General features: G+C 40.2%; 23 protein-coding genes and 1 riboswitch. Of the genes, 8 read left to right on the top strand and 15 right to left on the bottom strand.

Going from position 1 to position 26,587, the window contains the following annotated elements; translation table 11 throughout:
- Positions 1-54: 54 nt before the first annotated feature.
- Positions 55-1,638, bottom strand: coding sequence for a Na+/H+ antiporter NhaC family protein (locus QQJ93_RS14390; protein WP_089123155.1), 1,584 nt, complete (start codon positions 1,636-1,638; stop codon positions 55-57).
- 119 nt (positions 1,639-1,757) lie between these two features.
- A riboswitch (Lysine riboswitch) is annotated at positions 1,758-1,992 on the bottom strand.
- 384 nt (positions 1,993-2,376) lie between these two features.
- Here QQJ93_RS14390 and QQJ93_RS14385 point away from each other — a divergent pair.
- Entirely contained in the window at positions 2,377-2,793 is a 417-nt protein-coding gene (locus tag QQJ93_RS14385) for an H-NS family histone-like protein (RefSeq protein WP_089123156.1), read from the top strand.
- A gap of 379 nt (positions 2,794-3,172) precedes the next feature.
- Here the strand turns inward: QQJ93_RS14385 and QQJ93_RS14380 are convergent, their stop codons facing one another.
- The 4 genes from QQJ93_RS14380 to QQJ93_RS14365 form a co-directional block, all read right to left on the bottom strand.
- A complete protein-coding gene (locus QQJ93_RS14380) occupies positions 3,173-4,477 on the bottom strand; it encodes an inosine/guanosine kinase (RefSeq protein WP_089123157.1) in 1,305 nt (434 codons plus the stop codon).
- Between the two features lie 168 nt (positions 4,478-4,645).
- Positions 4,646-5,284: a DUF2057 family protein gene (locus tag QQJ93_RS14375; RefSeq protein ID WP_160117481.1), complete on the bottom strand. Its 639-nt coding sequence runs from the start codon at positions 5,282-5,284 to the stop codon at positions 4,646-4,648.
- Between the two features lie 75 nt (positions 5,285-5,359).
- Complete coding sequence (locus QQJ93_RS14370; RefSeq protein ID WP_089123159.1) at positions 5,360-6,391, bottom strand: porin; 1,032 nt, start codon at positions 6,389-6,391, stop codon at positions 5,360-5,362.
- Between the two features lie 608 nt (positions 6,392-6,999).
- Entirely contained in the window at positions 7,000-7,146 is a 147-nt protein-coding gene (locus QQJ93_RS14365) for a hypothetical protein (protein ID WP_284186104.1), read from the bottom strand.
- A gap of 150 nt (positions 7,147-7,296) precedes the next feature.
- Here QQJ93_RS14365 and dinG point away from each other — a divergent pair, with 150 nt between their 5' ends.
- From dinG to rsmS, 4 genes are read left to right on the top strand one after another with little or no spacing between them, the layout of a single operon-like run.
- A complete protein-coding gene (dinG, locus tag QQJ93_RS14360) occupies positions 7,297-9,378 on the top strand; it encodes an ATP-dependent DNA helicase DinG (protein WP_089123160.1) in 2,082 nt (693 codons plus the stop codon).
- Between the two features lie 15 nt (positions 9,379-9,393).
- Positions 9,394-10,164: a TSUP family transporter gene (locus QQJ93_RS14355; RefSeq protein WP_089123161.1), complete on the top strand. Its 771-nt coding sequence runs from the start codon at positions 9,394-9,396 to the stop codon at positions 10,162-10,164.
- An 11-nt stretch (positions 10,165-10,175) separates the two neighbouring features.
- Positions 10,176-10,739, top strand: coding sequence for a primosomal replication protein (locus QQJ93_RS14350; RefSeq protein ID WP_089123162.1), 564 nt, complete (start codon positions 10,176-10,178; stop codon positions 10,737-10,739).
- Positions 10,729-10,902 carry a pleiotropic regulatory protein RsmS gene (gene rsmS, locus QQJ93_RS14345; RefSeq protein ID WP_089123163.1) on the top strand — a complete coding sequence of 58 codons (174 nt, stop codon included), beginning with the start codon at positions 10,729-10,731 and terminating at the stop codon, positions 10,900-10,902. The genes QQJ93_RS14350 and rsmS overlap by 11 nt, the downstream gene beginning before the upstream one ends.
- Before the next feature lie 171 nt (positions 10,903-11,073).
- Here the strand turns inward: rsmS and htpX are convergent, their stop codons facing one another.
- Positions 11,074-11,937: a protease HtpX gene (htpX, locus tag QQJ93_RS14340; protein ID WP_089123164.1), complete on the bottom strand. Its 864-nt coding sequence runs from the start codon at positions 11,935-11,937 to the stop codon at positions 11,074-11,076.
- A gap of 413 nt (positions 11,938-12,350) precedes the next feature.
- Between htpX and QQJ93_RS14335 the strand changes: the two genes are divergently transcribed.
- Entirely contained in the window at positions 12,351-12,503 is a 153-nt protein-coding gene (locus tag QQJ93_RS14335; protein ID WP_089123165.1) for a hypothetical protein, read from the top strand.
- 87 nt (positions 12,504-12,590) lie between these two features.
- On the opposite strand, the gene bioD is transcribed toward QQJ93_RS14335, so the two are convergent.
- Genes bioD through bioB form a run of 4 tightly spaced genes read right to left on the bottom strand, consistent with a single transcriptional unit; the run spans position 12,591 to position 16,346 of the window.
- Positions 12,591-13,274: a dethiobiotin synthase gene (bioD, locus tag QQJ93_RS14330; protein WP_089123166.1), complete on the bottom strand. Its 684-nt coding sequence runs from the start codon at positions 13,272-13,274 to the stop codon at positions 12,591-12,593.
- Positions 13,271-14,074 carry a malonyl-ACP O-methyltransferase BioC gene (bioC, locus tag QQJ93_RS14325; protein WP_089123167.1) on the bottom strand — a complete coding sequence of 268 codons (804 nt, stop codon included), beginning with the start codon at positions 14,072-14,074 and terminating at the stop codon, positions 13,271-13,273. Before bioC ends, bioD begins: the two co-directional genes overlap by 4 nt.
- The gene (locus QQJ93_RS14320) at positions 14,074-15,291 is read right to left on the bottom strand and encodes an 8-amino-7-oxononanoate synthase (protein ID WP_284186103.1); all 1,218 of its coding nucleotides are present in this window, start codon (positions 15,289-15,291) and stop codon (positions 14,074-14,076) included. Before QQJ93_RS14320 ends, bioC begins: the two co-directional genes overlap by 1 nt.
- 2 nt (positions 15,292-15,293) lie before the next feature.
- Positions 15,294-16,346, bottom strand: a complete 1,053-nt coding sequence (bioB, locus tag QQJ93_RS14315; RefSeq protein WP_089123168.1) for a biotin synthase BioB — start codon at positions 16,344-16,346, stop codon at positions 15,294-15,296.
- Positions 16,347-16,455: 109 nt separating this feature from the next.
- On the opposite strand from bioB, the gene bioA reads away from it, so the two are divergent.
- Both bioA and QQJ93_RS14305 read left to right on the top strand, forming a co-directional pair.
- The gene (gene bioA, locus QQJ93_RS14310) at positions 16,456-17,814 is read left to right on the top strand and encodes an adenosylmethionine--8-amino-7-oxononanoate transaminase (protein WP_089123169.1); all 1,359 of its coding nucleotides are present in this window, start codon (positions 16,456-16,458) and stop codon (positions 17,812-17,814) included.
- 133 nt (positions 17,815-17,947) lie between these two features.
- Entirely contained in the window at positions 17,948-18,544 is a 597-nt protein-coding gene (locus QQJ93_RS14305) for an ATP-dependent zinc protease family protein (protein ID WP_089123170.1), read from the top strand.
- A 209-nt stretch (positions 18,545-18,753) separates the two neighbouring features.
- Here the strand turns inward: QQJ93_RS14305 and serS are convergent, their stop codons facing one another.
- The 5 genes from serS to lrp all read right to left on the bottom strand — a co-directional run bounded on the left by serS (position 18,754) and on the right by lrp (position 26,563).
- The gene (gene serS / locus QQJ93_RS14300; protein WP_089123171.1) at positions 18,754-20,064 is read right to left on the bottom strand and encodes a serine--tRNA ligase; all 1,311 of its coding nucleotides are present in this window, start codon (positions 20,062-20,064) and stop codon (positions 18,754-18,756) included.
- Positions 20,065-20,190: 126 nt separating this feature from the next.
- Positions 20,191-21,540, bottom strand: a complete 1,350-nt coding sequence (locus QQJ93_RS14295; protein WP_089123172.1) for a replication-associated recombination protein A — start codon at positions 21,538-21,540, stop codon at positions 20,191-20,193.
- A 35-nt stretch (positions 21,541-21,575) separates the two neighbouring features.
- Positions 21,576-22,175, bottom strand: coding sequence for an outer membrane lipoprotein periplasmic chaperone LolA (lolA, locus tag QQJ93_RS14290; RefSeq protein WP_089123173.1), 600 nt, complete (start codon positions 22,173-22,175; stop codon positions 21,576-21,578).
- 74 nt (positions 22,176-22,249) lie between these two features.
- A complete protein-coding gene (locus tag QQJ93_RS14285; RefSeq protein WP_089123604.1) occupies positions 22,250-25,519 on the bottom strand; it encodes a DNA translocase FtsK 4TM domain-containing protein in 3,270 nt (1,089 codons plus the stop codon).
- A 549-nt stretch (positions 25,520-26,068) separates the two neighbouring features.
- Positions 26,069-26,563: a leucine-responsive transcriptional regulator Lrp gene (lrp, locus tag QQJ93_RS14280; RefSeq protein WP_027697130.1), complete on the bottom strand. Its 495-nt coding sequence runs from the start codon at positions 26,561-26,563 to the stop codon at positions 26,069-26,071.
- Between the last annotated feature and the right edge of the window lie 24 nt (positions 26,564-26,587).

Here is a 26,587-nt window from a genome sequence, read left to right as displayed (position 1 = left end):
AAAGGCTGAGTTATTCTTTAACTCAGCCTTTGATATCTTAAATAAAATCAGAACTTAAATAATGGCTTTCTTCATTTTTGATTTAGAAATAACCGACATCACTGCACAGCAAACCACAAACGTCACACTTGCGGCAGCAAAGCCCATCAAAGAAGAATCTGTCATGCCTAAAACGATAAAACCTACAGATGAGACTATCGCGGTTGCCAATGCATAAGGTAACTGAGTAGATACATGATCAATATGGTTACAACAAGCACCTGTCGATGACAAAATTGTAGTATCTGAAATTGGAGAACAGTGGTCACCAAATACAGAACCAGCAAGTACTGCGCTCAACATAGGTAACATAAGCGCTAAATCTGTCGCACCCGCAAGATCGCCTGCAATTGGTAGCATGATGCCAAATGTGCCCCAAGACGTTCCGGTTGAAAATGCCATCAAACCAGAAAGTAAAAACAATAGTACCGGTAGCCAATGTACGTCAATATTACCTTCCACTAGTGTCGATAAATAAGCCCCAGTCCCCATATCTTTAATTACCGCACCGATAGCCCATGCAAAGGCTAAAATCAAAATCGCACCGAACATTGATTTAGCGCCAATCCATAAAGTAACTAACACATCTTTTGCTGGCATTTTTTGTTTTAATACTGTTCCTACAGCACAAATCAAACCAACTAACGCACCATAGAATAAAGACTGGCCAACATTAGTATTTTCAAACGCTTTCAATAAGCTAAATGCTTGGCCATCAGCGCTTAACGCATCTGCACCTGAACTAATCATGAAGTACACGGTCGCGACAATTAAAGCAACAATTGGAAGAATGAGGTTAGAAACCGTCCCTTCTTTACTTTCTTTAATTTCTGACTCTTCTGTTAAATCTGGTGCATTCTCGTCACGATCATCCGTTTTACCTTGACCTGCAGCAATCTCATGCCTACGCATAGGGCCAACATTAAGATCAAACCAGATCATGGCAAATACCATTAATAAAGCAAAAATCGCATAGTAGTTCATCGGGACTAAACGCATATATGCGCCTAAAGCCGAATATTCTGTAATACCATGTGAAATTAAAATACCGCTGACTACTGTCATGATATAAGCACCCCAGCTAGACGCTGGCATAATCACACACATAGGTGCAGCAGTAGAATCGAGAATGTAAGCTAGCTTCGAACGAGAAACTTGAAAGCGATCAGTCACAGGGCGAGAAATTGCGCCAACCGCTAAGCTATTGAAGTAATCATCAATGAAGATAAATACCCCTAACCAAGCAGCAAGAAATTGTGCCCCTCTTTTGCTTTTAATGCGCTTTTGTGCCCATTCAGCAAAAGCATAAGTACCACCTGAAAGCGTTAACAAGGCTGTCATCATGCCAAGAAGAACCAGGAAAAGTAGGATAAAAAGGCTATCCCAGTTCAATCCACCATCACTCACAAATACACCAACTACGGTAGAGCTGGTATAGCTTAATGCACCTGATAACGAAAAATCAGCTAACAAAAATGCACCAAGCAAAATACCAAAACCAAGTGATAAAAGAACACGTCGGGTCAGAATGGCCATCGTTAAGGCAATTGCCGGAGGCAGCAACGATGCGGCGGAAGAAGTAAAATCGATTAAGTTCATGATCAAAAAAACCAAAATAGGTTAGAGATCTACTGCAGAAAGGATATTGTTGAAGAGTATAGTCGTAAAACAATAAATCATCTTGTTGATAAACGTTGAAAGTCAAATCACTTTCATGTGTCTACAGTAGCGCTCCATAGTAACAAAACACAGCATGCAATCTTTAAGATTAGCACTCTGCAAACTATGGCAGTGTTACACTTATTAAATGCAACCCCAGCAAGTGGCTCTGATACGCCTAACTAATCAAAACGCACTGATTAGCTCTTACTTCGGCAATATTTCCTTTCATACGCTCTCAAAGGCATCACCCTAAAACGTATTACTAATAAATATTGCGCCTCTACATCAGACTAAAACATTCACCTTACAAATGACCATTTTTCAGGACATTTACAAAGGGTTCTAGCAAGATTCGGCTCATTGTAATGATCAAAAATCAAATGGCAAGACAAAAGTCGAACATTTCCATGTCGACCAAAAAACAACCAGTAAACTTAATTGTAGCGATTAAATGAAATATTAAATCAAAAGCTAAATTAACAATATTATTTGTAATAGTATATATCTCAGTTATTTGAGTATAAATATTAAATGGGCTTCAAATTTCTTTGTTTAGACAAATATATTTTTTGACTAAAAAAGATAAGCTATATAAAATTAGTTTAACTTTATCTAGAAAGGATATTTATTTTAGATAAAACTTAATTCAGCAATTCTACTGTATAGGATCCAAACATGTCAGAAATCAAAAAATCAGCGTTACTAAATATTCGTAGTCTTCGTGCTTTCACTCGTGACGAATTTACCCTAGCGGAAGTAGAAGAATTACTAGAAAAACTGACTACTGTTGTAGCAGAAAGAAAAGAAGCTGAAGAAAAAGAATTAGCTGAACAAGCAGAACGTGAAGCTAAATTAGCCGAGTACGCGGCAATGATTGCAAAAGACGGCATTGATTTAGAAGATCTTATCTCAGCAATGAGCGGCAGTGAATCAAAATCTAAATCACGTAAAAAACGTCAGCCACGCCCTGCAAAATATGAATATACTTTAAATGGTGAGCGTAAGACTTGGACAGGCCAAGGTCGTACGCCTTCTGCAATTCAAGAAGCTCTTGATGCAGGTAAATCAATTGATGATTTCCTAATCAAATAATAATTTAATTATTAACAACAAAGGGAGCATTTAGCTCCCTTTTTTATTCGCCTCTTTCTATACCCAATTTCTGGTCATCTAATTCATTGATACCCAAGTGACTTCAAGATGCAGAATTCAGAGCTGTCATCCAAGTCTTTAAACAAGAAAGATTCGTACAGGAATGTAATTACCTTTCGAACGAATATGACGCAGCCTTTCTATTATAAAAAAGAAGAGGCTTGGATGAAGCTCCCGAAGGGCAAGCTAAAACAAGCTTTATGCTGCGTTAAATTAAATAGAGATAGAATAGCTATGATCATATTCAATTTGCCTTGCCTAAAACTTGTTTTAATCTTGCTGAAACTCGCATCTTGAAGTTACTTGGGTATAGTTGGTATTATCTTTCCCAGTATGCTTCTTCCAAGCTATCTTCTTTCTCTGGTAAGCCTCGAGATAAACGTGGCGAATGTTGTGCTAATACTTCATAACTTACGCGATTAGCATACTTGCATACTTGGGAAAAAGATGAATAAGTCAAAAATGGATATTCATGTTTACTTGAATTAGGGATATTTTCTTTATGATATTTATTAGCCGCCATATCATGCAATATCGCAGATAATGCCGCATCACCGGCTCCATTAGTATTCTTAATTTTCTCAGGACCGCCCATATAAGGTGCAATATGAGAGTACACTTTAATTGGATATTTACATTGAGAACGAATCGTTGGGCGACTAAATTCATACTGATTAAATTCAGCAATCGAGCCAGGTAATAAAGGCAAACTTGTTGATCGCTTTGCTTCTTCTTCGGTATAGCCAGCCATATATAATCCAACAGGGCCTGCAGTACATAATACTAAATCAACCCAATCTAGCGCTTTATTTGAGGCTAATAAAGGGTCATGTTCTCCAGTTAAAGCTTCAGCTTCTTCTTCATTCATTGCTAAAACAGAAACATTCTGCTCAACAAAATTACGCCAGTATTCAGGATCATCTTGAATCACATATTTAGTTCCTAGAGTAAGAACCACTGGAACATCATATTTTTTTGCGTATTCAATCGCTTTCATTGTTGCATCAGGCATAGGATCACCCGCTTTACAACGTACCAAATAGGCAGTTAATACTAAGGCTGAAGCATTTTCAAAAATATGCTCAGGGATACTGGTTGGTAATAACTGGTTCATTTTTCCTTCATTAATTGCAAAGGTTCGCTCACCGTTCTCACTAATTAATGCAAAACAACGACCAATTGGGCCTTCTACGCCTTGTAGATAATTTAAATCCATACGGCTAGAAGTATTACAAAGGTAGCGATATCCATAACTGCCAATTTTAATACTATTACTCATCACACCTAATAAGGTTGATTTATCATCAGCTAGTACGGAGTAATTATGTAATGTATTCCCTATTGTTCCACCTGCAAATTCATCAGTAACGAGATCATATTCCTTTAATTCGTTATATAATGCTTCTGCTTTTTCATCATCAATAACTAAGGAGTGCCCTTTGCTCAATTGATATTTTTCGATGAACTCATCACTTACTTTCGCCTCTATATCAACCAAAGTTTGATCAATACCGATAATATGAGTACGAGACATTCGCTTACTTTCTTGAGCTTGACTGACAAGCGGATCACGAGCATCAACAGGGAAATAGTGTTTAGATTTACGTTGGCCGGGGAATTTCATAGAGATTATGTAGGTTATGAACAGGAATTTGAATTGTAGCCATCAAATTAGATTGCAGCAATATGACACCGAATAGCAACCGTTTGCCCATAAAATAAAGTACTACACAGAGCTTTCAATGAAAAAAAGCGACACACTGACCGCTTCTTTCATCATCTATTTTGGTTATTATTTTTGGTCAATTAACCAAATTTGAAAATCTTTTCGTTCTTGCTCATTTGCTTTCAAGTACCAAGCTTTCAATTGAGAGATATTTTCACTATCGGGCTTAGTTTGAGTATTCATTGGTAAACTCTTTGCTACCACAGATCCTGTAGTTATCGCTGCAACACCACCTCGCATGTTGTAATCCATCACATCTTCAATAAAGTTGCGGCCAAGCTGAACGCCTGTCGTTGATAACGGCTCTTTTTTAACATCAATAGCGTTATCCTGAGTATCGACTAAAGACCATTCAAAATCATTAATTTCATTACGAGCTTGGTTCAAATCTCGATACTCTGGCAATACAAATGTCAATTCATCATCTTGAGCCGTAAACTTCGCAACGATAACATCACTGTATACTCGACGTAAGGTATCATTTTCCATTACACCGGGTTGAAACTTAAATACAATTTGGTTTTCACCATCAGGCAAAATTAAAGTATCAGTTCCAAACAAGCCGCCCTTTTCAACTTTAGGTTTGAGAGAATTAACGACCAGTAGGTTAACACTATCTGGAATTGGGATTTGAACTTCAGCATGGACCAATTGACTCGCTAATAATGCAATGCAGCCTACTGCAGAGAAAAACTTCTTACTCATATACATCCCTTATTTAAAAAATAAAAAAGCCCGGTAAAAACCGAGCTTTGATATTAGCATAACTTTAATCTTTGATTACCAGTAAACGCGAGCACCAAGGCCGAAGTTTGTTTCGCTATCTGCTGTTGTAGGCCCAACAAGGTTATCATTTTCATCAACAAAACCTAATGTCGCACCGTCAGCATAACCAACTTCCGCAAATACACGAGCCCAGCTAGCAAACTTGTATTCAACACCAACAAAGGCATTGTTACCATCTTCATCACCGTAGTCACCAGCATCTTGTTTCACATATTCATAGCCTGCGTACAAAGAGGTCTTTTCAACAAATGTCCAGTAACCACCAACAGAAATTGCATTTTGGTCAACATCAAAGTCAGTATTTTCAACATCGATTTGCGAACCGTAATATGTAGCACTTAATTGTAAAGCATCAGTAACGTCAAATACACCTGTTGCTTCATAATAAGTACTGCTTACATCAATACTTCTTGTTGCACTAGCACCATACTCATGATTACGGTTGTAACCACCACCCGCATGGAAGCTAAACGCACCAAAAGATGCACCCACAAAACCTTCAGCTAAATCTTGATTAGTTGAGTCATCATTTAAACCATAAGTTGCTTTAACCCACCAGTTATCAAGATCAAGAGAGTATTTAATTTGGGACTCTGCAAGCGCGCCATTTAACTGACCGTATAAGTTACCTGTACCACCGAAGAAGTAAGAATAATCTGTACCACCTAGATCATCCGAAGTAGTCCAATCACGGCCGAATTGTACAGTACCAAAATCTGTAGCAAAACCGATTAAGTGGCGGCGTACTGTAACATCATTACCATCATCATTTGAAGGAACACCAACTTCGACTAAACCTAAAACGCCAAAACTATCTGTTACATTATATTTAGCATCTACACCTACACGCGAAGAGCCTGTAGAAAGATCTGCACTATAATCATCTTTATCTAAAAAACGCATTTCGGTACGTAATTGACCATAAAAATCAACTGACGCTTCATCTGTTTTTAGAATTTCAGCCGCACTTGCTGCGCCTGTGAATGCTGCTGCTGATACAGCAAGAGCTAAAAGCGATTTTTTCATAATAATCCACTGCCTTTTATTAATTTGAAATTCCCTTTGGGATTCCTTTCTTTTTTTATTTTATCGCTCGTTAACATCGAGCCAACAAGCGCTACACCTGATTCGCACCTAAAGATTGCAATAAGTTCCCTGAAAGTGTCAAATTTAATAAAAAAAAGTAAATTACCAGTCAAAAAACATAAAAACAAATAATAAACAACAACTTAAACAACCCCGCCTAATAAAAAACCAAAGAAAGGAACAAGAAAAGCAGCCATCTAAAGTGTAATAAAAAGCACAAATACAGAGGTAAAAACTAAAAAAACATAAAAACCTCGCATCAAAAAACCAAAATACACTGAAAAAACAGAATTTAAACCCAAAATAGACACAAGCCATACAAACGCTCGTGAATAGTAAATCTCATGCATCAATATGTGATTCCGATCTTATTTTTTGTGACAATACAGTGACTAAACGGTGAAATTTCGACCTATACGACATTGAATGCGTTTATCATTTTCGGTGACAGTAATGGCTTATTAAATAAATCTAAGTCACATTCCTTTCATATCACCTTATACCCAAGTGACTTCAATATGCAGAATTCAGAGCTATCATCCAAACCTTTAGGCAAGAAAGATTGGCGAAGGAATGTAAGCACCTTTCAAACCAATCTGACCCGGCATAAAGGTTTGGATGAAGCTCCCGAAGGGCAAGTTAAAACAAGCTTTATGCCGCGTTAAATTGAGTAGAGATAGAATCACTATGATCATATTCAATTTGCCTTGCCTAAAGCTTGTTTTATTCTTGCTGAAACTCGCATCTTGAAGTTACTTGGGTATATATTTAAGTCGTCATATTCGGCAGGTTACTTCATTAGACCACTGTGATAATATCCAGTTGTTCAATTAAGGAATTCAAGCATGCTATCTGCCAATATTCAAAAAGCCATCAAACACAGCTATCAAAATCTCTCTCACCAATTAGATGGCTTTATTCCTCGCCGAGCTCAAAACTACCTAGTTGCAGAGATCGCCAAAACACTGGCAGGTAACTATCATAAATCCAATCGAATTATTGTGGCTGAAGCAGGTACCGGAATTGGCAAATCATTGGCTTACTTAATGGCATCTGTACCTTTCGCCCAATTTGGTGAAAAGAAAATCATTATTTCTACCGCAACAGTCGCTTTACAAGAACAATTAATCAATAAAGACATGCCCCTTTATCGGCGCTTGGTTGAAACCCCTTTTACTTTTTTATTAGCGAAAGGACGTCAGCGTTACTGCTGCGCTGAAAAATTGATGCTAGCCTCCGGTGGACAACAAGATGACCAACAGATGGCTATGTTTGAGAACAAACCTAAGCAGCAAGATATAAAACAACTACAAGATTTATATGAAGCCTTTTCGACTCAAAAATGGGATGGTGACAGAGATAGTTGGCCAGAAACCATTAGCGACGATATTTGGAAAACCATCGTCAGTGATAAGCACAGTTGCAATAACTCCATGCCTTCGCATCGTGACTGCCCTTTTCAGAAAGCGAGAGCAGATCTTGATAAAGCCGATATTATTATTGCCAACCACAGCTTAGTGATGGCCGATGCCGATCTTGGTGGAGGTGTGATCTTGCCTGAGCCAGAAGAAAGTATTTATATTTTTGATGAAGCGCATCACCTACCGAATGTAGCTCGTGAACATGCTTCTGCTGCCGCCAGTTTGAAAGGCGCGGCTAGCTGGTTAGAAAACCTCAATAAAGCCGTAGCAAAAATTGTAAATTTGACTGATGCCAAACGTAGCTCTCGATTTAGAAATGAATTACAAGATGCCATCCAACAGCTGATCCCAACCCTCACTCAATTAAGCACTCGATTTAATGCCAACGAATTTAAAGAGCGTATTTATCGCTTTGAGCATGGAGAATTGCCTGCTTGGTTAGAAGAAGAGTCTAAGTGCTTAAAAGTATTGAGTAAGAAAGCGCATCAGGCCATGAATAAAATCGCCGATTTGATTTCAGAACGAGTTAAAGATGGTGAGTTATCTTCACGCCTTGCTGAACCAGCTCTCGCTGAATCAGGCTTTTATCTACAACGCTTAGAAAATCTGGCTAAAGTATGGCATTTAATGGCTGAACCGAATCATGATAAAGGCGCGCCACTTGCTCGTTGGATAGAAATTAGTCCTGAACGGGAAGATGACTTTATTATTAGTGTATCGCCGCTAGAAGTTGGCTGGCAACTTGATCGCCAATTGTGGAGTCGCTGTGCTGGTGCGGTACTAGTATCGGCAACCATGAGGGCATTAAACTCATTTCAGTACTTTGCAATTCAGGCTGGCGTTAGCCAGAAAACCGAAGACGCTACCCAGTTTCTGGCATTAGCATCACCTTTTGATTACCAAAATAATGCTGAACTACTGATCCCTAATGTAAAATATGAACCACAGCACCCCGATTTCACTAAATATCTGTGTGAAATTCTGCCTAACTATATTGAAGAAAAGAAAGCGAATTTAATTTTATTTTCTTCTTACTGGCAAATGAATCAAGTTGCAGAAAAGCTTGAATCTATCGCATTAAAAGAAAAATGGAATCTACAAATTCAAGGTAAACGCTCACGCACTGAAATACTCAATAAACACCAAGCGTATTGCCAATTTGGCCAAACCAGCGTGATTTTTGGCACCGGAAGTTTTTCGGAGGGGCTTGACTTACCGGGTAAGTTACTTGAAAACCTGATCATTACCAAAATTCCATTTGGTGTTCCGACCTCACCTGTCGAAGAAGCACACTCCGAATATATTGTGCAGAAAGGTGGAAATCCGTTTTTACAGATCTCTGTTCCCGAAGCCAGTAAAAAACTGATTCAGTCTGTTGGACGTTTACTGCGGAAAGAGCCAGATTCTGGTAGAGTCGTGATCTTAGACCGTCGCATAGTCACTAAACGCTACGGCAAATCATTACTCGATGCCCTACCGCCTTTTAAGCGGAAAATAGAATACTAACTAAGAAGATCATTTATGGAAATGTTAGACCCAACGATGCTTATCATTCTGGGCCTTGTTGCTTTTGCTGCTGGTTTTATCGATGCGGTGGCTGGCGGTGGCGGTATGCTCACTGTACCAGCACTACTTTCCATTGGTCTACCTCCCCATTTGGCGCTCGGTACCAACAAACTGTCTGCTACTTTTGCATCTTCGACTGCCGCTTTTACTTATTATAAGAAACGTCTATTCACACCTGAGTTCTGGTATCGCTCCTTTATTGCTACCTTAATTGGTGCAATTAGCGGTACGCTTGTGGTTAATGTTATCAGTACAGATTGGTTAGAAAAGTTACTGCCTTTAATTATTCTAGCCACGGCGATTTATACTATTTTTCATAAGTCGCCAAAAGGCAACAGCAACGATATGCCAAACTTTGATGTTAAAACGCATAAAAAACAAGTTATTCAAGGACTCACTCTCGGGTTTTATGATGGTGCGATTGGCCCCGGCACTGGTGCGTTTTGGACAGTCAGTAACATGGCTCTATACCGGATGAATATCTTACTTTCATCTGGCGTAGCGAAAGCCATGAACTTCACTAGTAACTTTACCTCTCTCGTTACCTTTGCCATATTAGGTCATATTAATTGGGCATTAGGTTTAACGATGGGGCTGTGTTTGATGGCCGGCGCTTACGTTGGTGCACATTCAGCAATCCGTTTTGGTGCGGCATTCATTCGCCCTGTTTTTGTTACCGTAGTGAGTGTTATGGCGATAAAGTTAGCTTATGAAGCCTGGTTTTAATTGAGGTAAATATGAGTCATTTCAGCGATATTGCAGCTAAGCTCGATACCTTAGCCAAACAAGCCGCTCAGCGAGATAGACAAAAGGGAGAGCATCATCAGCCATTATTTGATGAGCACCTTTTTAGCTGTAGAGCTCGTTTCTTAGTCCCATGTGTTTCAGAAGCACAAGCAACCTATGACAGCATCATTCGAGAACAGCAAGCAAACAGGCTGACTCAGTTACGAGCTGAACACCTTTCTCAGAAGTTAATAGCGCAATTGGAAGCCATTCAACGTGAATTAGCCACAGGTTCTATTCGCCATAACGAAATAAAGCATAGCAGTCATTATCGCAAGCCTATCAGCGAACTTTATCAAGATTTATCTCAGCACCAAGAGTGGGAAATACGTCTGAAAGATTTAGTGCTGCAAAAGACACATCAAGTTGATCACTGTAGCAGCTTTCAACGCGCAAAAGCTCAACAAGATCTCTTAGTTGCAGAACAACGACTAGAACGTTGCCAATCAGCGAAATTAAAAATAGAAAAACAAATTACATATAGAGAAAGGCATAATCCAAGTAATGACTACTAATAATCATCAACCTAACCCATTAGATTGTGCGCCGGAAGAAATAAAATTGGCGGTCGATCTTATTTATTTGCTGGAATCTAATGAAATCGATCCGAACATTGCATTAGAAGCATTGAAAATTGTTGAAGCAGATTTAATCAAAAAACTAGGAACTAGGAACTAGGAACTAGGAACTAGGAACTAGGAACTAGGAACTAGGAACTAGGAACTAGGCTCATTTTCGAGCAACGAGCAGTGAAATGCCCAAGTATCGAGCCACATATTTAAAACAATTCGCCTCTTATCGCTTTTACCCGATAAGAGGCGAGGATTGGTTTACACGATAGAGCCTTTCTTACGAATTACGTAATGCATCAATACGCTTATCAAGCGGTGGATGACTCATTAGTAACTCCATCATGGTGCGCTTACCATTAATGCCAAATGCCATCATTGAACCTTCTAGCTGTGGTTCGTGGCTCATTTTTAAACGTTCAAGAGCTGCAATCATCTTATGCTTACCGACCAAGTTTGCCGCGCCAGCGTCTGCATGGAATTCACGGTGACGGCTGTACCACATAGTAATAAAGCTCGCTAAAAAGCCAAATACCAATTCAAGCACCATAGAGATCAAAAAGTAACTCATCATATTAGTGCCACCACCTTCTTCGTTATCTCTTGAACTCACAAGATTTGCAATTGTACGAGATAAGAAGATAACAAAGGTATTCACGACCCCTTGCATTAAAGTCATCGTAACCATATCACCATTAGAAATATGACTAACTTCATGGGCCAGTACAGCCTCAGCTTCATCACGAGTCATGTTATGTAATAATCCGGTAGATACCGCAACCAAAGAGTCGTCACGCTTAGCACCTGTTGCAAAAGCATTGATATCTGGTGAATCATAAATAGCCACGGTTGGCATACCAATACCGACTTGCTGAGCTTGACGACTTACCGTCTGAACTAGCCAATGTTCTGTTTCATTCCTTGGAGTCTCAATTATCTGACCACCAACAGAACGCAATGCCATTTTTTTAGACATTAACAATGAAATGAATGAGCCACCAAAGCCAAATAAAGCTGCCATCACCAATAATCCAGAAAGACTACCTGGTTGCATGCCGGTTACCGCATAAACTATATTTAAAACAACACTTAAAACTAGCACTACTGCTAAGTTGGTTGCTAAAAATAACATCACTCGTTTCATTCTTTCTGTCTCCATTGAGAAACTATTTATTCATTAATCATCATAACCTTATGGCTACGGTGAGAAAACAATGTATACCCAAGTCACTTCGGTATATACCAACACGGTTTAAGTATAGATATAGTCATTCATTTTCAGTTCAAGGTTAAGCGCTAAATTGAAACATTTAATGTCGCTCTATCTACTCCTATAAAACTGATTAACTATCACCCCACATGCGCTCATTAAGCATACAATTTGTGACGAGGCGCTCAAATATATGCTTCGTAGGTTAATATTCAAGTAAATGAATAATAAGGCTTATTAGTCCTTTTCCTAATTAATTGTCGCTCAGTTATACTTTAGTCGTATTGCTCATAGCACTTATTCACCTTATTTTAACGCCATAACGGTTACAAATAAGGATGATAACTATGGCAGATAAGGAAAATTACCAAATGGCGATCGATTTATTATCGTGCCACTTAGGTTTATCGGAAGAAGAAGCAAAAGAGCGCTTAGGTTTAGCAGAAAAGAAATCAGAACAACCTATCACTCTGGTTCCTGAGAAGTACCAAGCTCAATAATATAAGTCTCGATAACAATCCAAAAAAACAAAAGCTGCATATTGTTCATTATGCAGCTTTTGTCTTATTTATACCTAAGTGACTCAATCACTCTAACTTGAGTAAACTTAAATCAATGTATTGTTCCGCTTTTATCATTTCCGATGCAGATAAGTAAGGGATTTCAGCTAATTTGGGCGCGGTAATATGCCTTTCTAAAAAAGAAACATTCTCGTCATAACAACCAAAATAAGGATCGACCTTATTGGCCACCCAACCGACTATCTCTAAACCGTCACTTTTAATTGACTCTAAGGTAAGTAAAGCATGATTCAAACAGCCAAGTCGTATACCGACTACGATAATAATCGGTAACTTTTGCAGCTTAACCCAAGTCGATAAAAATTCACTATCCGAAACTGGGACTTTCCAACCACCCGCGCCTTCCACCACGACTATGTCAGATTTGAGTTTATGCAGCCCTAAGCTGATATCTAACTGCTCAAAATCAATAGTGGCTGACTCACGTTTAGCAGCAATATGTGGTGATGTTGGTAACAACAAAGCAAAAGGGTTAACCTCAGCATAGCTTAACTCAACATTCGACGCTTTTTGCAATGCTAAAGCATCTTCGTTAACCAAACCTTGCTCGGTAAGTTCACAGCCCGCTGCGATAGGTTTAAATCCCGAAACACGATAATTATGCTTAGCAAAAGCCTTAATTAATGCTTGAGATACTAAAGTTTTTCCGACTTCAGTATCGGTACCTGTAATAAATACACCATGACTCATTTTGTCAGCTCTCCTAAACAAACTTGATAAGTGGCAGGGAGTTCACCATTCGATTTTTTAAACATTCGATACGCCTGATCGACTTGTAATAAGGTTCTCGGTTTAGTTAAACCTTGCGAACGCCCTGAAACATACGTCGCACCAATCCCCTTTAAATCTTTCATTAACTCAATTGCCGAAGAATAATTAAGTATTATTTGAAGGCTTTCTAACTGACATTGACTCGCCCCCGATTGAGATGCCGCCGATTTTAAGTAACCTATTTGATGAAATTGATTCACATGTCGGTATTGTTGATCTACTTGTTGCCATGCGGTATGTAATTCAATTAATGACCCTTGTAAAAGTGTTGAATAGACCAGTTTCCCTTGCGGTTTTAATATTCGGACGAGTGATATCATTAAAGCATCTACCTGATGACACCATTGCAATGCAAGACTGGAAAAAATCAGATCAAAGCTTTGTGGTTCAAATGGTAACTGCTCAGCGTCTCCCTTCAAGTAAGTAACAGGCAAGTTAGTACAGCGAGATTGACACACCGCTAGCATGTCATCGGATAAATCAAATGCCGTTACTTGCGCGCCACGTAATGCAAGTAGTTGTGTGAAATATCCCGTACCACAACCAAGATCTAACACTTTCAACCCTGATAAATCATGCGATAGTTTATCCATCAACAGTTGTCCAACTTGTCTTTGAAAAGCAGCGTGTTGATCATAGGTCTTCGCTGCTTTACTAAACGCTTGGGCAACGGCTATTTTATCTACATCTCGGCATTCAATATCTAATGCTAAGGCCATCAGTCGTGCCCTCTTGATTTTTTATTTAATTGATAATATTGAATAATTTCTTGAGTAAGCCGTGAGACCTGTTGTGGTGAATGGCAACTACTCAAGGTAATCCTTAACCTTGCAGAATTGGCGGGGACTGTCGGTGGACGAATGGCACCAACCCACATTCCTTTCTGCTTTAAATAGCTCGATAAATCGATAGCTTGTTGGCTACTACCACATATCAAAGGCTTAATAGCGGTATTAGTCACTCTGTACCCAGAAAGAGTTGAGAGTGACTCATGCAAGATTTCAGCTAATTCAATGAGTTTTTCACGCCGCCATGTTTGTTGTTGGATCATAGTAATCGCATAACTAATTGCATAAGCTTGTGCTGGAGGCATTGCGGTTGAATAAACATAATGCCGCGCAAACTGATTCAAGAATTCTCCCGTGCTTTCATCACATAAAATCGCCGCTCCTGAAAGTCCTACTGCCTTACCGAACGTCACAATTAAGATGTTGGGTTTAATGCCTAATAATTCAGTAACACCTGCACCTGATGCCCCTAGTACCCCTAGTCCATGAGCATCATCGATGGCTAGCCAAGCCTGATGCTTCTGGCATTGATGTGAAAGCTCATTCAATGGTGCGACATCCCCATCCATGCTAAACACACCTTCTGATACCACTAGCTTGGCTTGTGATAATGAAAGCGCGGCAAGTTTACAACTAAGGTCATTCATATCATTGTGTTTAAAGCGAGACATTGGCGCCGGACTAAGCATGCCAGCTTCCATCAAAGAAGCATGATTCAATTTATCTTGTATAAGATGATCGTGTTTATCCAATAAGGTAAACAGCAAGGCTTGATTGGCGCTAAAGCCAGAATTGAACAATACCGCTCTAGGGTATCCCAACCATTCACACAACTTATCTTGCAAGCTTTGATGAGCCATAGATAGCCCCGTTACGGTAGGAGAAGCACTACTACCACAACCATATAGATTGAGTCCTTGCTGCCAGGCTGAGATTAATTCAGGCTCACGGGCAAGACCTAGATAATCATTACTCGAAAAGTTGATATACGGCGTAGACTCAGCGGTTGCATTCGATGTAGAGAGTGAAATCCGATTATCAGAAAAATGTGAAAAAACTTGAGTACTTCTTTGTAACCCTTTTTCACGCCGAGTTGTTAAAGCTTTTTGGATTTTTGCATCAAACTGGATTTTTGAATCAGACATCATGACTAGTTCTGCGCTTCATAAAACAAATCATCTTTCGTTGGCCGAGTAACGACACGTTCGATGACTCGCTCGATTAAATCACTTTCTTGCACTTCATCCGGTTTTTGATGCACTTCTAAACGATTAATACCTAACTTTTTGAACAATTGCAGATCGGTATCTTCTTCTGGGTTTGGCGTCGTCAGCAACTTGCAACCATAGAAAATAGAATTAGCTCCAGCCATAAAACACAACGCTTGCATTTGTTCATTCATATTTTCACGCCCTGCCGATAGACGTACAGCAGAATATGGCATCATAATTCGTGCAATAGCAATTAAGCGGATAAAGTCGAATGGTTCAACATCATCAACATTTTCCATTGGCGTGCCTTTGACTTTAACCAGCATATTGATCGGCACGCTTTCTGGATGAGTAGGTAAATTCGCTAACTCAACGAGTAAACCGGCTCGGTCACTGACACTTTCCCCCATTCCAATAATGCCCCCTGAACATATTTTCATACCTGAATCTCTAACATGAGAGAGAGTATCGAGACGGTCTTGATAAGTTCGAGTCGTAATAATATTGCCGTAGAATTCTGGGGAGGTATCAAGATTATGGTTGTAATAATCAAGCCCTGCATTTGATAAATCTTGAGCCTGTTCGGGCGTTAACATACCAAGTGTCATACAGGTTTCTAACCCCATATCCTTAACCCCTTTGATCATTTCCATCAAATACGGCATATCACGCTCTTTAGGGTTCTTCCAAGCCGCTCCCATACAGAACCTTGTTGAACCTGAGTTTTTAGCTTTTTTAGCGGCATCTAATACTCGCTCTACTTCCATTAAACGCTCTTTCTCTACATCAGTTCGATAATGGGCACTTTGAGGGCAATACTTACAATCTTCAGGGCAAGCTCCTGTTTTAATTGAAAGTAATGTGCTGACTTGAACGTGATTCGCTTGTTGAAATTCTCGATGTACAAGCTGCGCTTCAAATAATAAATCCATAAATGGTTTATCAAGTAATTCATGCACTTGCTGTACAGTCCAGTTATGCCTTATTTCCACAATTCTTCCTTATCTAAAAAGCCTTAATGTAAAAATCTTATGTCAAAAACTTGGCTAGTCTAATCAAGCAAGATAACATGTCAACCAAATAAGTATAACAAGGTTTACAATGAACTTAATAACGAACAATCATACTAAGGTAAGCTGCGATCTAGAATTTGACCGTCAACATATTTGGCATCCCTACACTTCAACGCTTGCTCCGCTAAAGTGTTACCCGGTCAGTAGAGCTTATGGTGTACATATTGAATTAGAGAGTGGCGAAACACTGATTGATGGTATGTCTTCATGGTGGTCAGCAATTCACGGTTACAATCACCCGCAGCTCAATCAAGCAGCCCATAAGCAAATAGACGCTATGTCGCATGTAATGTTTGGAGGGTTAACCCATCACCCCGCCATTTCACTTTGCAAAAGCCTTTTGGAATTAACGCCACAAAGTCTGCAACAAGTATTTCTTGCCGACTCGGGTTCAGTATCGGTCGAGGTCGCTTTAAAAATGGCGATGCAATATTGGCACACTAAAAATGCTGAAATACCTGAATCATCTAAACGTACTAAATTTTTGACCCTTTCACATGGTTATCACGGTGATACTTTTGCGGCAATGTCAGTGACCGATCCAGATAACTCTATGCACAAAATGTATAAAGGCTTTTTACCAGAACATATCTTTGCCAAGTCACCAAGTTGCTACCAAATTAATCAAGGCCAATGGCCTACTTACGATCCGCAAGACATAACGGACTTTAAAAATAAAATCGCCAAACATCATCAAGAAATTGCGGCAGTGATCTTAGAGCCGATCGTACAAGGTGCAGGAGGGATGCGGATTTATCATCCTGAATTTTTAAAGGAGGTCCGTCAGCTATGTGACCAATATGAACTACTGTTAATTTTAGATGAAATTGCTACAGGATTTGGTCGTACTGGCAAACTGTTCGCTTTTGAACATGCAGGTATTGAGCCGGATATCTTATGTTTGGGTAAAGCGTTAACCGGTGGCTATATGACACTTTCAGCAACACTGACGAGTCAAACTATTGCCGATACTATCTGTAGCGGAGAATCTGGTTGCTTTATGCATGGGCCAACCTTTATGGGAAACCCTTTGGCTTGCGCGGTTGCTAGCGCCAGTTTGGAGATTATTAAGCAAGGGCACTGGCAACATCAAGTGGCAGCGATAGAGTCAGTTTTTGCAAGCACACTACCCGCTCTTCAAAATCACCAACGTGTCAAATCGGTTCGTTGGCTCGGTGCTATCGGCGTGGTAGAGACTTATCAGGTGGTCAATATGGAAAATATTCAGCAACTATTTATTGAAAATGGTGTTTGGATACGGCCATTTGGACGACTGATCTACATTATGCCGCCTTTTATTACTACACCTGAACAGGTCACTCACTTGGTTGATACAATTGAATTCGCCCTCAATAACGATGATTGCTTTCAATATATCCCCAAGTAAACGCTAAAAATAGCAAACTGATAACAATTGTAAGTAACCAGCAAAATGCGTACTTTGCTTATTCTGTAACATCAAGAGTTTGTGTTAACATTAACCCAGAGATTTTACCCAATAAATTTAAGGTTTACTTAATATGTTTAAATGGTTACTTATTGCTTTATTCTCTTGCTCTTTCTCAGTAGTAGCAGCCGAACAAGCACAACCTGTAAGTAAAGTGACACCACAAGAAATTAACGTTGAAACTCACACCTCAAACGGTAACTTGATCTTAGGTGAGAAAGAGTGGATATATATCAAACCACTTAATCGTAATGTACTGGCTCGTGTTGATACCGGCGCGACATCCTCTTCGATTAGTGCACTCGATATCAAAACTTATAAGAAAGATGGTAAGAGCTTTGTTGATTTCAAACTCGCCCATAAAAAATGGCAAAGTAAAACGATGACTTACCCAGTAACTCGCTGGGTAGAAGTCGTACAATCAACATCTGAAGAACCATCGCCATCACGCCCAGTAGTACAATTGGAAGTACAAGTCGGCGACTACAAAACCAAAACTGACTTTACTTTAACAGACCGTACTCACCTTCAATACCCTGTACTGCTAGGTCGTACTTTCATTGATAATACTGCCTTAGTGGATGTATCGCATAAATATGTACAACCACGCGTTAAACTAGAAAAGACAACAGCTAAAGATGATGATAAATCTGCCAAAGCAGAAAAATAATCACGAAATTGTTATCGGTAAACCTTAAATATTTAAATACCAATAGCTGCAAACTTGAATGCTATACCTAGAGGCATAGAGCATAATTCTGAATTCTACATATTGGAGCCACTTAGGAATAGATCAAAAAAACCGAAGCATAACGCTTCGGTTTTTTATTAGATGAGTTTCATAAAGTGGTAAAACATTACGTTGCTTTAAGCGAAATACTACCCACCAATATGAGTTAAACCGTTCATGTATGGGCGCAGTACTTGAGGTACTTCAATACGACCATCCGCTTGTTGGTTATTTTCTAGAATCGCCACCATAGTACGACCAACTGCAAGACCTGAACCATTCAGCGTGTGTAGTAACTCAGGTTTCTTTTCACCTTTACGGCGGAAGCGAGCTTGCATACGACGAGCTTGGAAATCACCACAGTTAGAACATGAAGAAATCTCACGATATGTTTCTTGCGCTGGTACCCACACTTCTAAATCATAAGTTTTAACTGCACCAAAGCCCATATCGCCAGTACACAACACAACTTTGCGGTAAGGAAGTTCTAGCAATTGTAGTACTTTTTCAGCATGACCCGTTAACTCTTCCAGTGCAGCCATTGAATCTTCAGGCTTAACAACCTGTACTAATTCAACTTTGTCGAACTGGTGCATACGAATCAAACCACGAGTATCACGACCATAAGAGCCCGCTTCTGAACGGAAACATGGTGTGTGCGCTGTCATTTTTACAGGAAGATCTGCTTCATCTGTAATGGTGTCACGCATTAGATTCGTTACTGGCACTTCCGCTGTTGGAATCAATGACAATGTTTTTAATGGCTCATCACTCACTTGCTCAGTTAGCGGGCGAGTGTGGAATAGATCTTCACCAAACTTAGGTAGTTGACCAGTTCCAAATAAGCTATCTGAGTTTACTAGGTATGGAACATACATTTCTGTGTAACCATGCTGCTCAGTATGTAGATCTAGCATAAATTGCGCGATAGCACGGTGCAGACGAGCAAATTGGCCTCTCATTACGATAAAGCGTGAACCGGTTACTTTTACTGCACTAGCAAAGTCCAAACCATCGCCCATCTCACCGAGATCAACGTGATCTTTTAATTCAAATTCATACGCTTTCGGCTCACCCCAACGAGCAACCTCTACGTTGTCGTTTTCATCTTTACCATTTGGTACAGAATCATCGGGTAAGTTTGGAACTGAGAATGTAATTTCATCTAGCTTATTTTGCAGTTCAGCTAAAGCCGTTTTTGCAGCATCAAGATCAGCGCCTAAGTTTCCGACTTCCGCCATAATACGTGCGGCTTCATCGTGATCACCTTTTGCTTTCGCTTGGCCTATGGATTTCGAACGGGAGTTACGCAGTGCCTGCAATTCTTCGGTCTTAATTTGTAAAGACTTACGTTGTTCTTCTAGGCTACGGATGGTTTCTACATCCAGCGTGAAGCCACGGCGGGCTAATTTGGCAGCTGTATTATCCAGCTCAGTTCGAAATAATTTAGAATCAAGCATTGCTAATCCTGTTGGTCTAAGTGTGATTAAAGCAGCCTATAAGCTACTTTTAAGAAGATTTTATAGTGTCTAACGTCATTATCTAAAATAAACTAGGCACTAGGTTAAAAAGATACCCAAAAAGCACTATTTTTGATAGCGCTTTTGTTGGCTTTTTGCATCTAATTCAGCCAAATACTCTAGCTTATCGTTAATTTTTCCTTCTAAGCCACGATTTGTCGGAAAATAATAACGAGTATCGGCCATTTCCTCAGGGAAATAATTTTCACCTGCTGCGTAAGCTCCGGGCTCATCATGCGCATAACGGTACTCTTGCCCATAACCCATGTCTTTCATTAAATTGGTGGGAGCATTACGCAGATGCAGTGGTACATCAAATTCTGGTTGATTATGAGCATCAGAAAGTGCTTGCTTCCAAGCCGTATAAACCGCATTACTTTTTGGTGCACAAGCTAAATAAACGATCGCTTGGGCAATTGCTCTTTCGCCTTCTGCTGGTCCAATTCTTGTAAAGCAATCCCAAGCAGAAATCGCAACTTGCATTGCTCTAGGATCAGCATTGCCGATATCTTCAGACGCAATAGCTAATAAGCGCCGAACAATATATAAAGGATCACAGCCCGCTGCCATCATACGTGCCGCCCAATAGAGTGCCGCATCAGGGTTAGAGCCTCGAATCGATTTGTGTACCGCAGAGATTAAGTCGTACCACATATCACCTTTATTATCGAAGCGGGCAACTTTTTCACCAGCAACTTCCGCTAATAAAGCTAAGGTAATAACTTTTTGATTTTGTGAATTTTCATCGGCTAAATCATACAATAGCTCAAGATAATTGAGTGACATACGAGCATCGCCATTCACAAGATCGACTAAACGCTCAAGTACTTCATCTTCAAATACTGCCGCAACTTTACCTAAACCACGTTCAGGATCTTGGATCGCTTGTTTAAGCACCGCCATAATATCGGCATGATCAAGTGAAGTTAGTTTATACACCCGAGCACGAGATAAAAGTGCATTATTCAATTCAAAAGAAGGGTTTTCAGTAGTTGCGCCGATAAATGTTACAGTGCCATCTTCAATATGTGGTAGAAACGCATCTTGTTGACTTTTATTGAAGCGATGTACCTCATCAACAAACAAAACTGTTTTACGACCAGATAGTTTATGCTCTCGAGCTTTTTCAATCGCCAGACGAATATCTTTTACTCCAGAAGTAACAGCAGAAATTCGCTCTACTTCAGCATTGGCATAATTGGCCGCCACTTCTGCAAGTGTCGTTTTACCTGTGCCCGGAGGCCCCCACAAGATCATTGAATGCAAATGACCCGCTTCTAACGCCCTACGTAATGGTTTGTTAGGTCCTAGAATATGCTGCTGACCACAATAGTGCTCTATCGACACTGGCCGCATTCGAGCGGCCAGTGGGCGAAAGTCTTCATCAGCTGAAAAATCTAAACTAAAATTATTCATTGTATACCCAAGTCACTTCGGTATAGCCTACCTGATTATTGACGTTGGTCATCAACCTCAACACCTTTAGGAACACTAAAACTAAAGATTGCAGCATCAGGTTTCTTCATAGAAAAATGACTAAACTCAAACTGGCTTTTCTGGCCATCTTGTTCAATCACATTAAACTGTTGAACCACACCTTTAGCATTAATTTTAATTTGGAATGTACCTACCGATGTATCTGCTGCGGTTGGCTTCAAAGTAAAAGTATCATTCGATTGGGTAACATCATAATTCGCCCAATCACTGGCGCGGTTACGAGTTAGCAATACAAACGGTGTTTGAGCGGTGGCTTGCTCTTGACTTAAAATCGTCACTTGCTCGACAAATGGACTGTAATACCAAACATTTTTACCATCAGAAACGAGCAGAGTTTCATCTGGCGCAGATGTTTTCCAACGGAATAAGCTTGGTCGTGATATATCTGCACTTCCTTTACCATCAAGTAACACTTCACCTTCAGGGCTCGTCACTTTTTGAGTGAAATCCGCACTAAAGCCATCATTCTGACTCAATCGAGCATTCAACTCATCTTTCGGTGCTGCCAAAACACTGGTACTTGCCAACAACAACACTAGTAGCCAATTTCTCATATCCATCCTCGACATTATAAAAACCTGATTTTGCAATTGTTGCACTTTCAATCAATGGTTTATTGAACCGTTAATTAATCAAATTGCTTAATCGGTGGTGGAGCAATTACTTCACGGTTTCCGTTATGCCCCGGTGCACTTACGACACCTTGAGCTTCAAGTTGTTCCACAATTCTTGCAGCACGGTTATAACCAATTTTAAAGCGGCGCTGAACACCAGACACTGAACCTCGACGAGACTCTGTTACAAATTCAACCACCTGATCGTAAAGTGGATCAGCATCTTCTTCACTTTCTAATTGTTCACCTGGTAATAAACTTTCTGCAGTTGGCTCACCATGAACAATTTCATCAATATAAACGGGCTTACCACGTGCTTTCCAATCATTCACTACCGCATGCACATCATCATCGGAGGCAAACGCACCATGAACACGAATGGTGTGGTTTGAGCCTGGCGGTAGATACAGCATATCACCCATACCAAGTAGTGATTCAGCACCACCTTGGTCCAAAATAGTACGTGAATCCGTTTTCGTTGATACGGTAAACGCGACACGAGTTGGAATGTTGGCTTTAATCAGACCGGTAATAACATCTACCGATGGACGTTGAGTTGCCAGCACTAAGTGAATACCTGCCGCACGTGCTTTTTGAGCCAAGCGTGCGATCAACTCTTCTACTTTCTTACCAACGACCATGATCAGATCAGCGAATTCATCTACGATCACTACGATATATGGCAATTTTTCTAAACGAGGTGGCATTTCATCCATGCTATCACCCGGTTGCCATAATGGATCATGAATTGGATGACCTGCATCAGCAGCCATTTTCAGCTTTTCGTTATAACCTTTCAGGTTACGAACGCCTAATGCTGACATTAATTTATAACGACGTTCCATCTCCCCAACACACCAACGTAGAGCGTTTGAGGCATCTTTCATATCAGTCACAACTTCCGACAACAAATGAGGAATACCTTCGTAGATCGATAGTTCCAACATTTTCGGATCGATCATAATAAAGCGTACATCTTCTGGGGTCGCTTTATACAAAATACTTAAGATCATCACGTTTACGCCAACCGACTTACCAGAACCGGTGGTACCCGCAACTAATACGTGAGGCATTTTAGCCAGATCCGCAATCACCGCTTCACCAGCAATATCTTGCCCTAGGACGACAGCAGTTGGCGACTTATTCTTTTGGAATTGTTCGCTACTAATTACATCCGATAAATAAACCGTTTCTCGGCTCATATTTGGTAGCTCTAAACCAACATAAGGTTTGCCTGGAATCACTTCTACTACGCGTACCGCCATAGCAGATAGTGAACGAGCAAGGTCCATAGAAAGACCAGAAATACGGCTAACTTTAACACCTGGAGCTAAATCTAATTCAAAACGAGTGATCACCGGACCGGGGAAAATATCCACTACGCGAGCTTCAATTTTATAATCGGCAAGCTTAGATTCAACCAAGCGAGCAATCTCTTCCAAAGCATCGCGGTCAATATGACTTTCACGTTTTTCTGGGTGATATAACAGTTCCAATGTTGGCATTGGTGATGTTGGTACCGGTAAATTTGCATCTTGTTGAACCAAGAACGGGTTTTGTGATGCCAAAGCATTTGCTTGTGCTGTCGCAACCATATTTCGGAATGCATCTGCATCTTGATCGGTTGCTTGATTTTGCTCAGGTTGAGCAACCTCTTCCGATTGAATGACTGGCTGTTGAGCATTTTCGGCTTGAGTATTGAACTCTGAATGAGTTTGAGTAGATTCTGTTTGTTCAGTTGCAGAATGCGCTGACGATGAAGAATCATTCAAGGCCGCTTCGGCTAGATGTTGATTATTTATCGTATTAGCAACAAGAGTTGACTCAGCAGGCGAGTGAGTTTGCGGTGACTGTTCTACTACTGGCTGCTCACTAGCCTGTTGTGCCGCAATATTTTGTTCAGCCGTAGTATCTACAGAAAATGCCGTTTGAGATGGCTCAGATTCATCGTCGAGAACAGAATCAAGGTTTCCTATTGAAGGAGTATTTTCATCTAAAGCAATATCATCGATGGCAGTTTCTGGCTTACTTGTACTTTGCTCTTCAGCAACTGCTGATGATACATGTTGAGGCGTTTGATTAGGAGCTTGCATCGGTGCTTGTACTGGAGCAGGAGTATTAACTTCTTGCTCAACAAAGTCATTTTCAGAAACCGCTTGCTGATCCAATTCTGCAATCGTTGCATTTGGATTTTGGTAACGATTTGATGATTGTGTCGCAGCACTATTGGTAATATCTGAAGATGCTGAACTCATTGTCTGCTGAGTTCTCACCTTTTGCTCCGGGTCCATTTCTGCCGTTTGAGTAGATTGCACTGGCACAGCTTTTGCGGATGCTGAAGGTGCTGAGAATAACGGATCATCCAGATCGTCTTCGCTAAGATCTAGGTTTGGCTCACCATGTGTGCTCGGTTCAATTTGAGCTTTCTTCACTGATTTACGTGGGAAATGAATATTAAAACGTGGCTTTTTCTTCTGCTCAGCTTCAACATTTTGCACATCATCAACTACATCAAATTCATCATCTTGTTGTAGATCAACTGCTTTTAAAGAAAGAGCATCATCATCAATACCTTCAATATGCATTTGACTTAGTTCAGCTTGTTGGTAATGGTTCGCTGATAAGGTAGTCGGTTCTGAGTGACGCGCGCGATTAAATAAACGCTGGGTAAAACGTAAAGTCGCTTGCCCTAAATGTTCAACAATGCTCAACCAAGAAATGCCGGTTAATAACGTAAAACCAGCACCCCATAAAAACATAAAGACTAGAGTTGACCCTAAAATATTCAATGCCGGGGTGGCAACCGAGGTTAAAACATCCCCTACGACACCGCCCGATGAGAAGTACCAAATATCATCAAAGTTAATATCTGCTAGACCACAGCTAGTTAACAGCATGATAGTTAGACCAAGTAGACGTGTGCCCCATAGAAGAAAATCAATCCCCTCCCCTTCATCTCGTGAACGGAAAAATGCCCAGCTTGCGCCTAGAATGATAAAAGGTAATGGGTAGGCAAATACGCCAAAGGTGAAGAATAAAGTATCTGCAAGCCAAGATCCGATATAACCACCAGCATTATGGACTGTACCACCCCATGCAGTTTGTGACCAAGATGGATCCGCTGGATTAAATGAGAAAAGGGCCACCATCATTAAAATGGCAATCAATAAGCCTAAGATCAAACCACACTCTTTCAAACGTTGCGAACCATTAAGACGAGGTCTCGACTTAGATTCTTTCGCTTTGATGATGGTGACGGTTTTTGATTTGCCTTGCTTGAAAATATTTTTACTATACGTAAACAAAACGTTCCCCTATTCCGAGTGGTTAATGGGCGCTTATTCTTATTTTAGACATGACGTCAAACCTTATTGCATTATTGAAAATAGCAAGTTAGGTATGAAAATAAGGATAATTCACTCGGTGGTCCAAAATACGACGAGCGGCCTAAGCCGCTCGGTAGACAACACTCGATAACAATAACCGAAATAGGTGGAAAAACCTATACCCAAACAGCGTCAAAAGGAAGATTTGAACGCATCTTGACACCATTTGAACATATTCTAGGGTCTGTTGATCTTTGATGCTTAGATTTTGTTCGAGATAAAAGCGTTTTAGGCGAGGCAAGTCGATTGTAACCTAGCTATTCTAAGTCAATGAGACTTAACGAAGCATAATACGCTTTTAGCCTAACCCTTCGGGCAGCGTTTGTTGGTCATTTCAACTGCGTTATCGGCTTCTCGTGTAGGCTAGCTACACCGCGGAGCCTCTGCCTTGTATAAATACCCAACAACTCGCTGCAAAAATAATCACAAAAGGTCAACAAACCCTAGTTATCGAGTTTGAATCACTAACTGATTTGATTGTTTTACTTCTTCCATCACCACGTAGGTACGCGTGTCATTTACACCAGGAAGGCGCAGTAAAGTGTCACCTAATAGCTTACGGTAAGCACTCATATCTGATACACGAGTTTTCAATAAGTAATCGAAATCGCCAGAAACTAAATGACATTCTTGGATATCATCTAATTTTTGTACTGCGGTATTGAATTGTTCAAACACATCAGGTGCACCACGGTTTAATGTAATCTCAACAAACACTAAAAGTGATGCATCAAGATACTGTGGATTAAGTAGTGCGGTATAACCGGTAATATAGCCTTGGCGTTCTAGGCGTCTTACACGCTCTAAACAAGGTGTTGGAGATAAACCAACACGTTTTGAAAGCTCTACATTCGAAATTCGACCATCTTTCTGTAATTCATTTAGAATATTACGGTCAATCCTGTCTAAATCCTTTGATGGCTTTTTATAATTATCTGTCATTGATATTCACCTTAATTACTTCCC

It is taken from the genome of Vibrio algivorus, from assembly GCF_030161215.1.
GTDB lineage: Bacteria > Pseudomonadota > Gammaproteobacteria > Enterobacterales > Vibrionaceae > Vibrio > Vibrio algivorus.
This window is presented reverse-complemented; position numbering and strand designations above follow the sequence as displayed.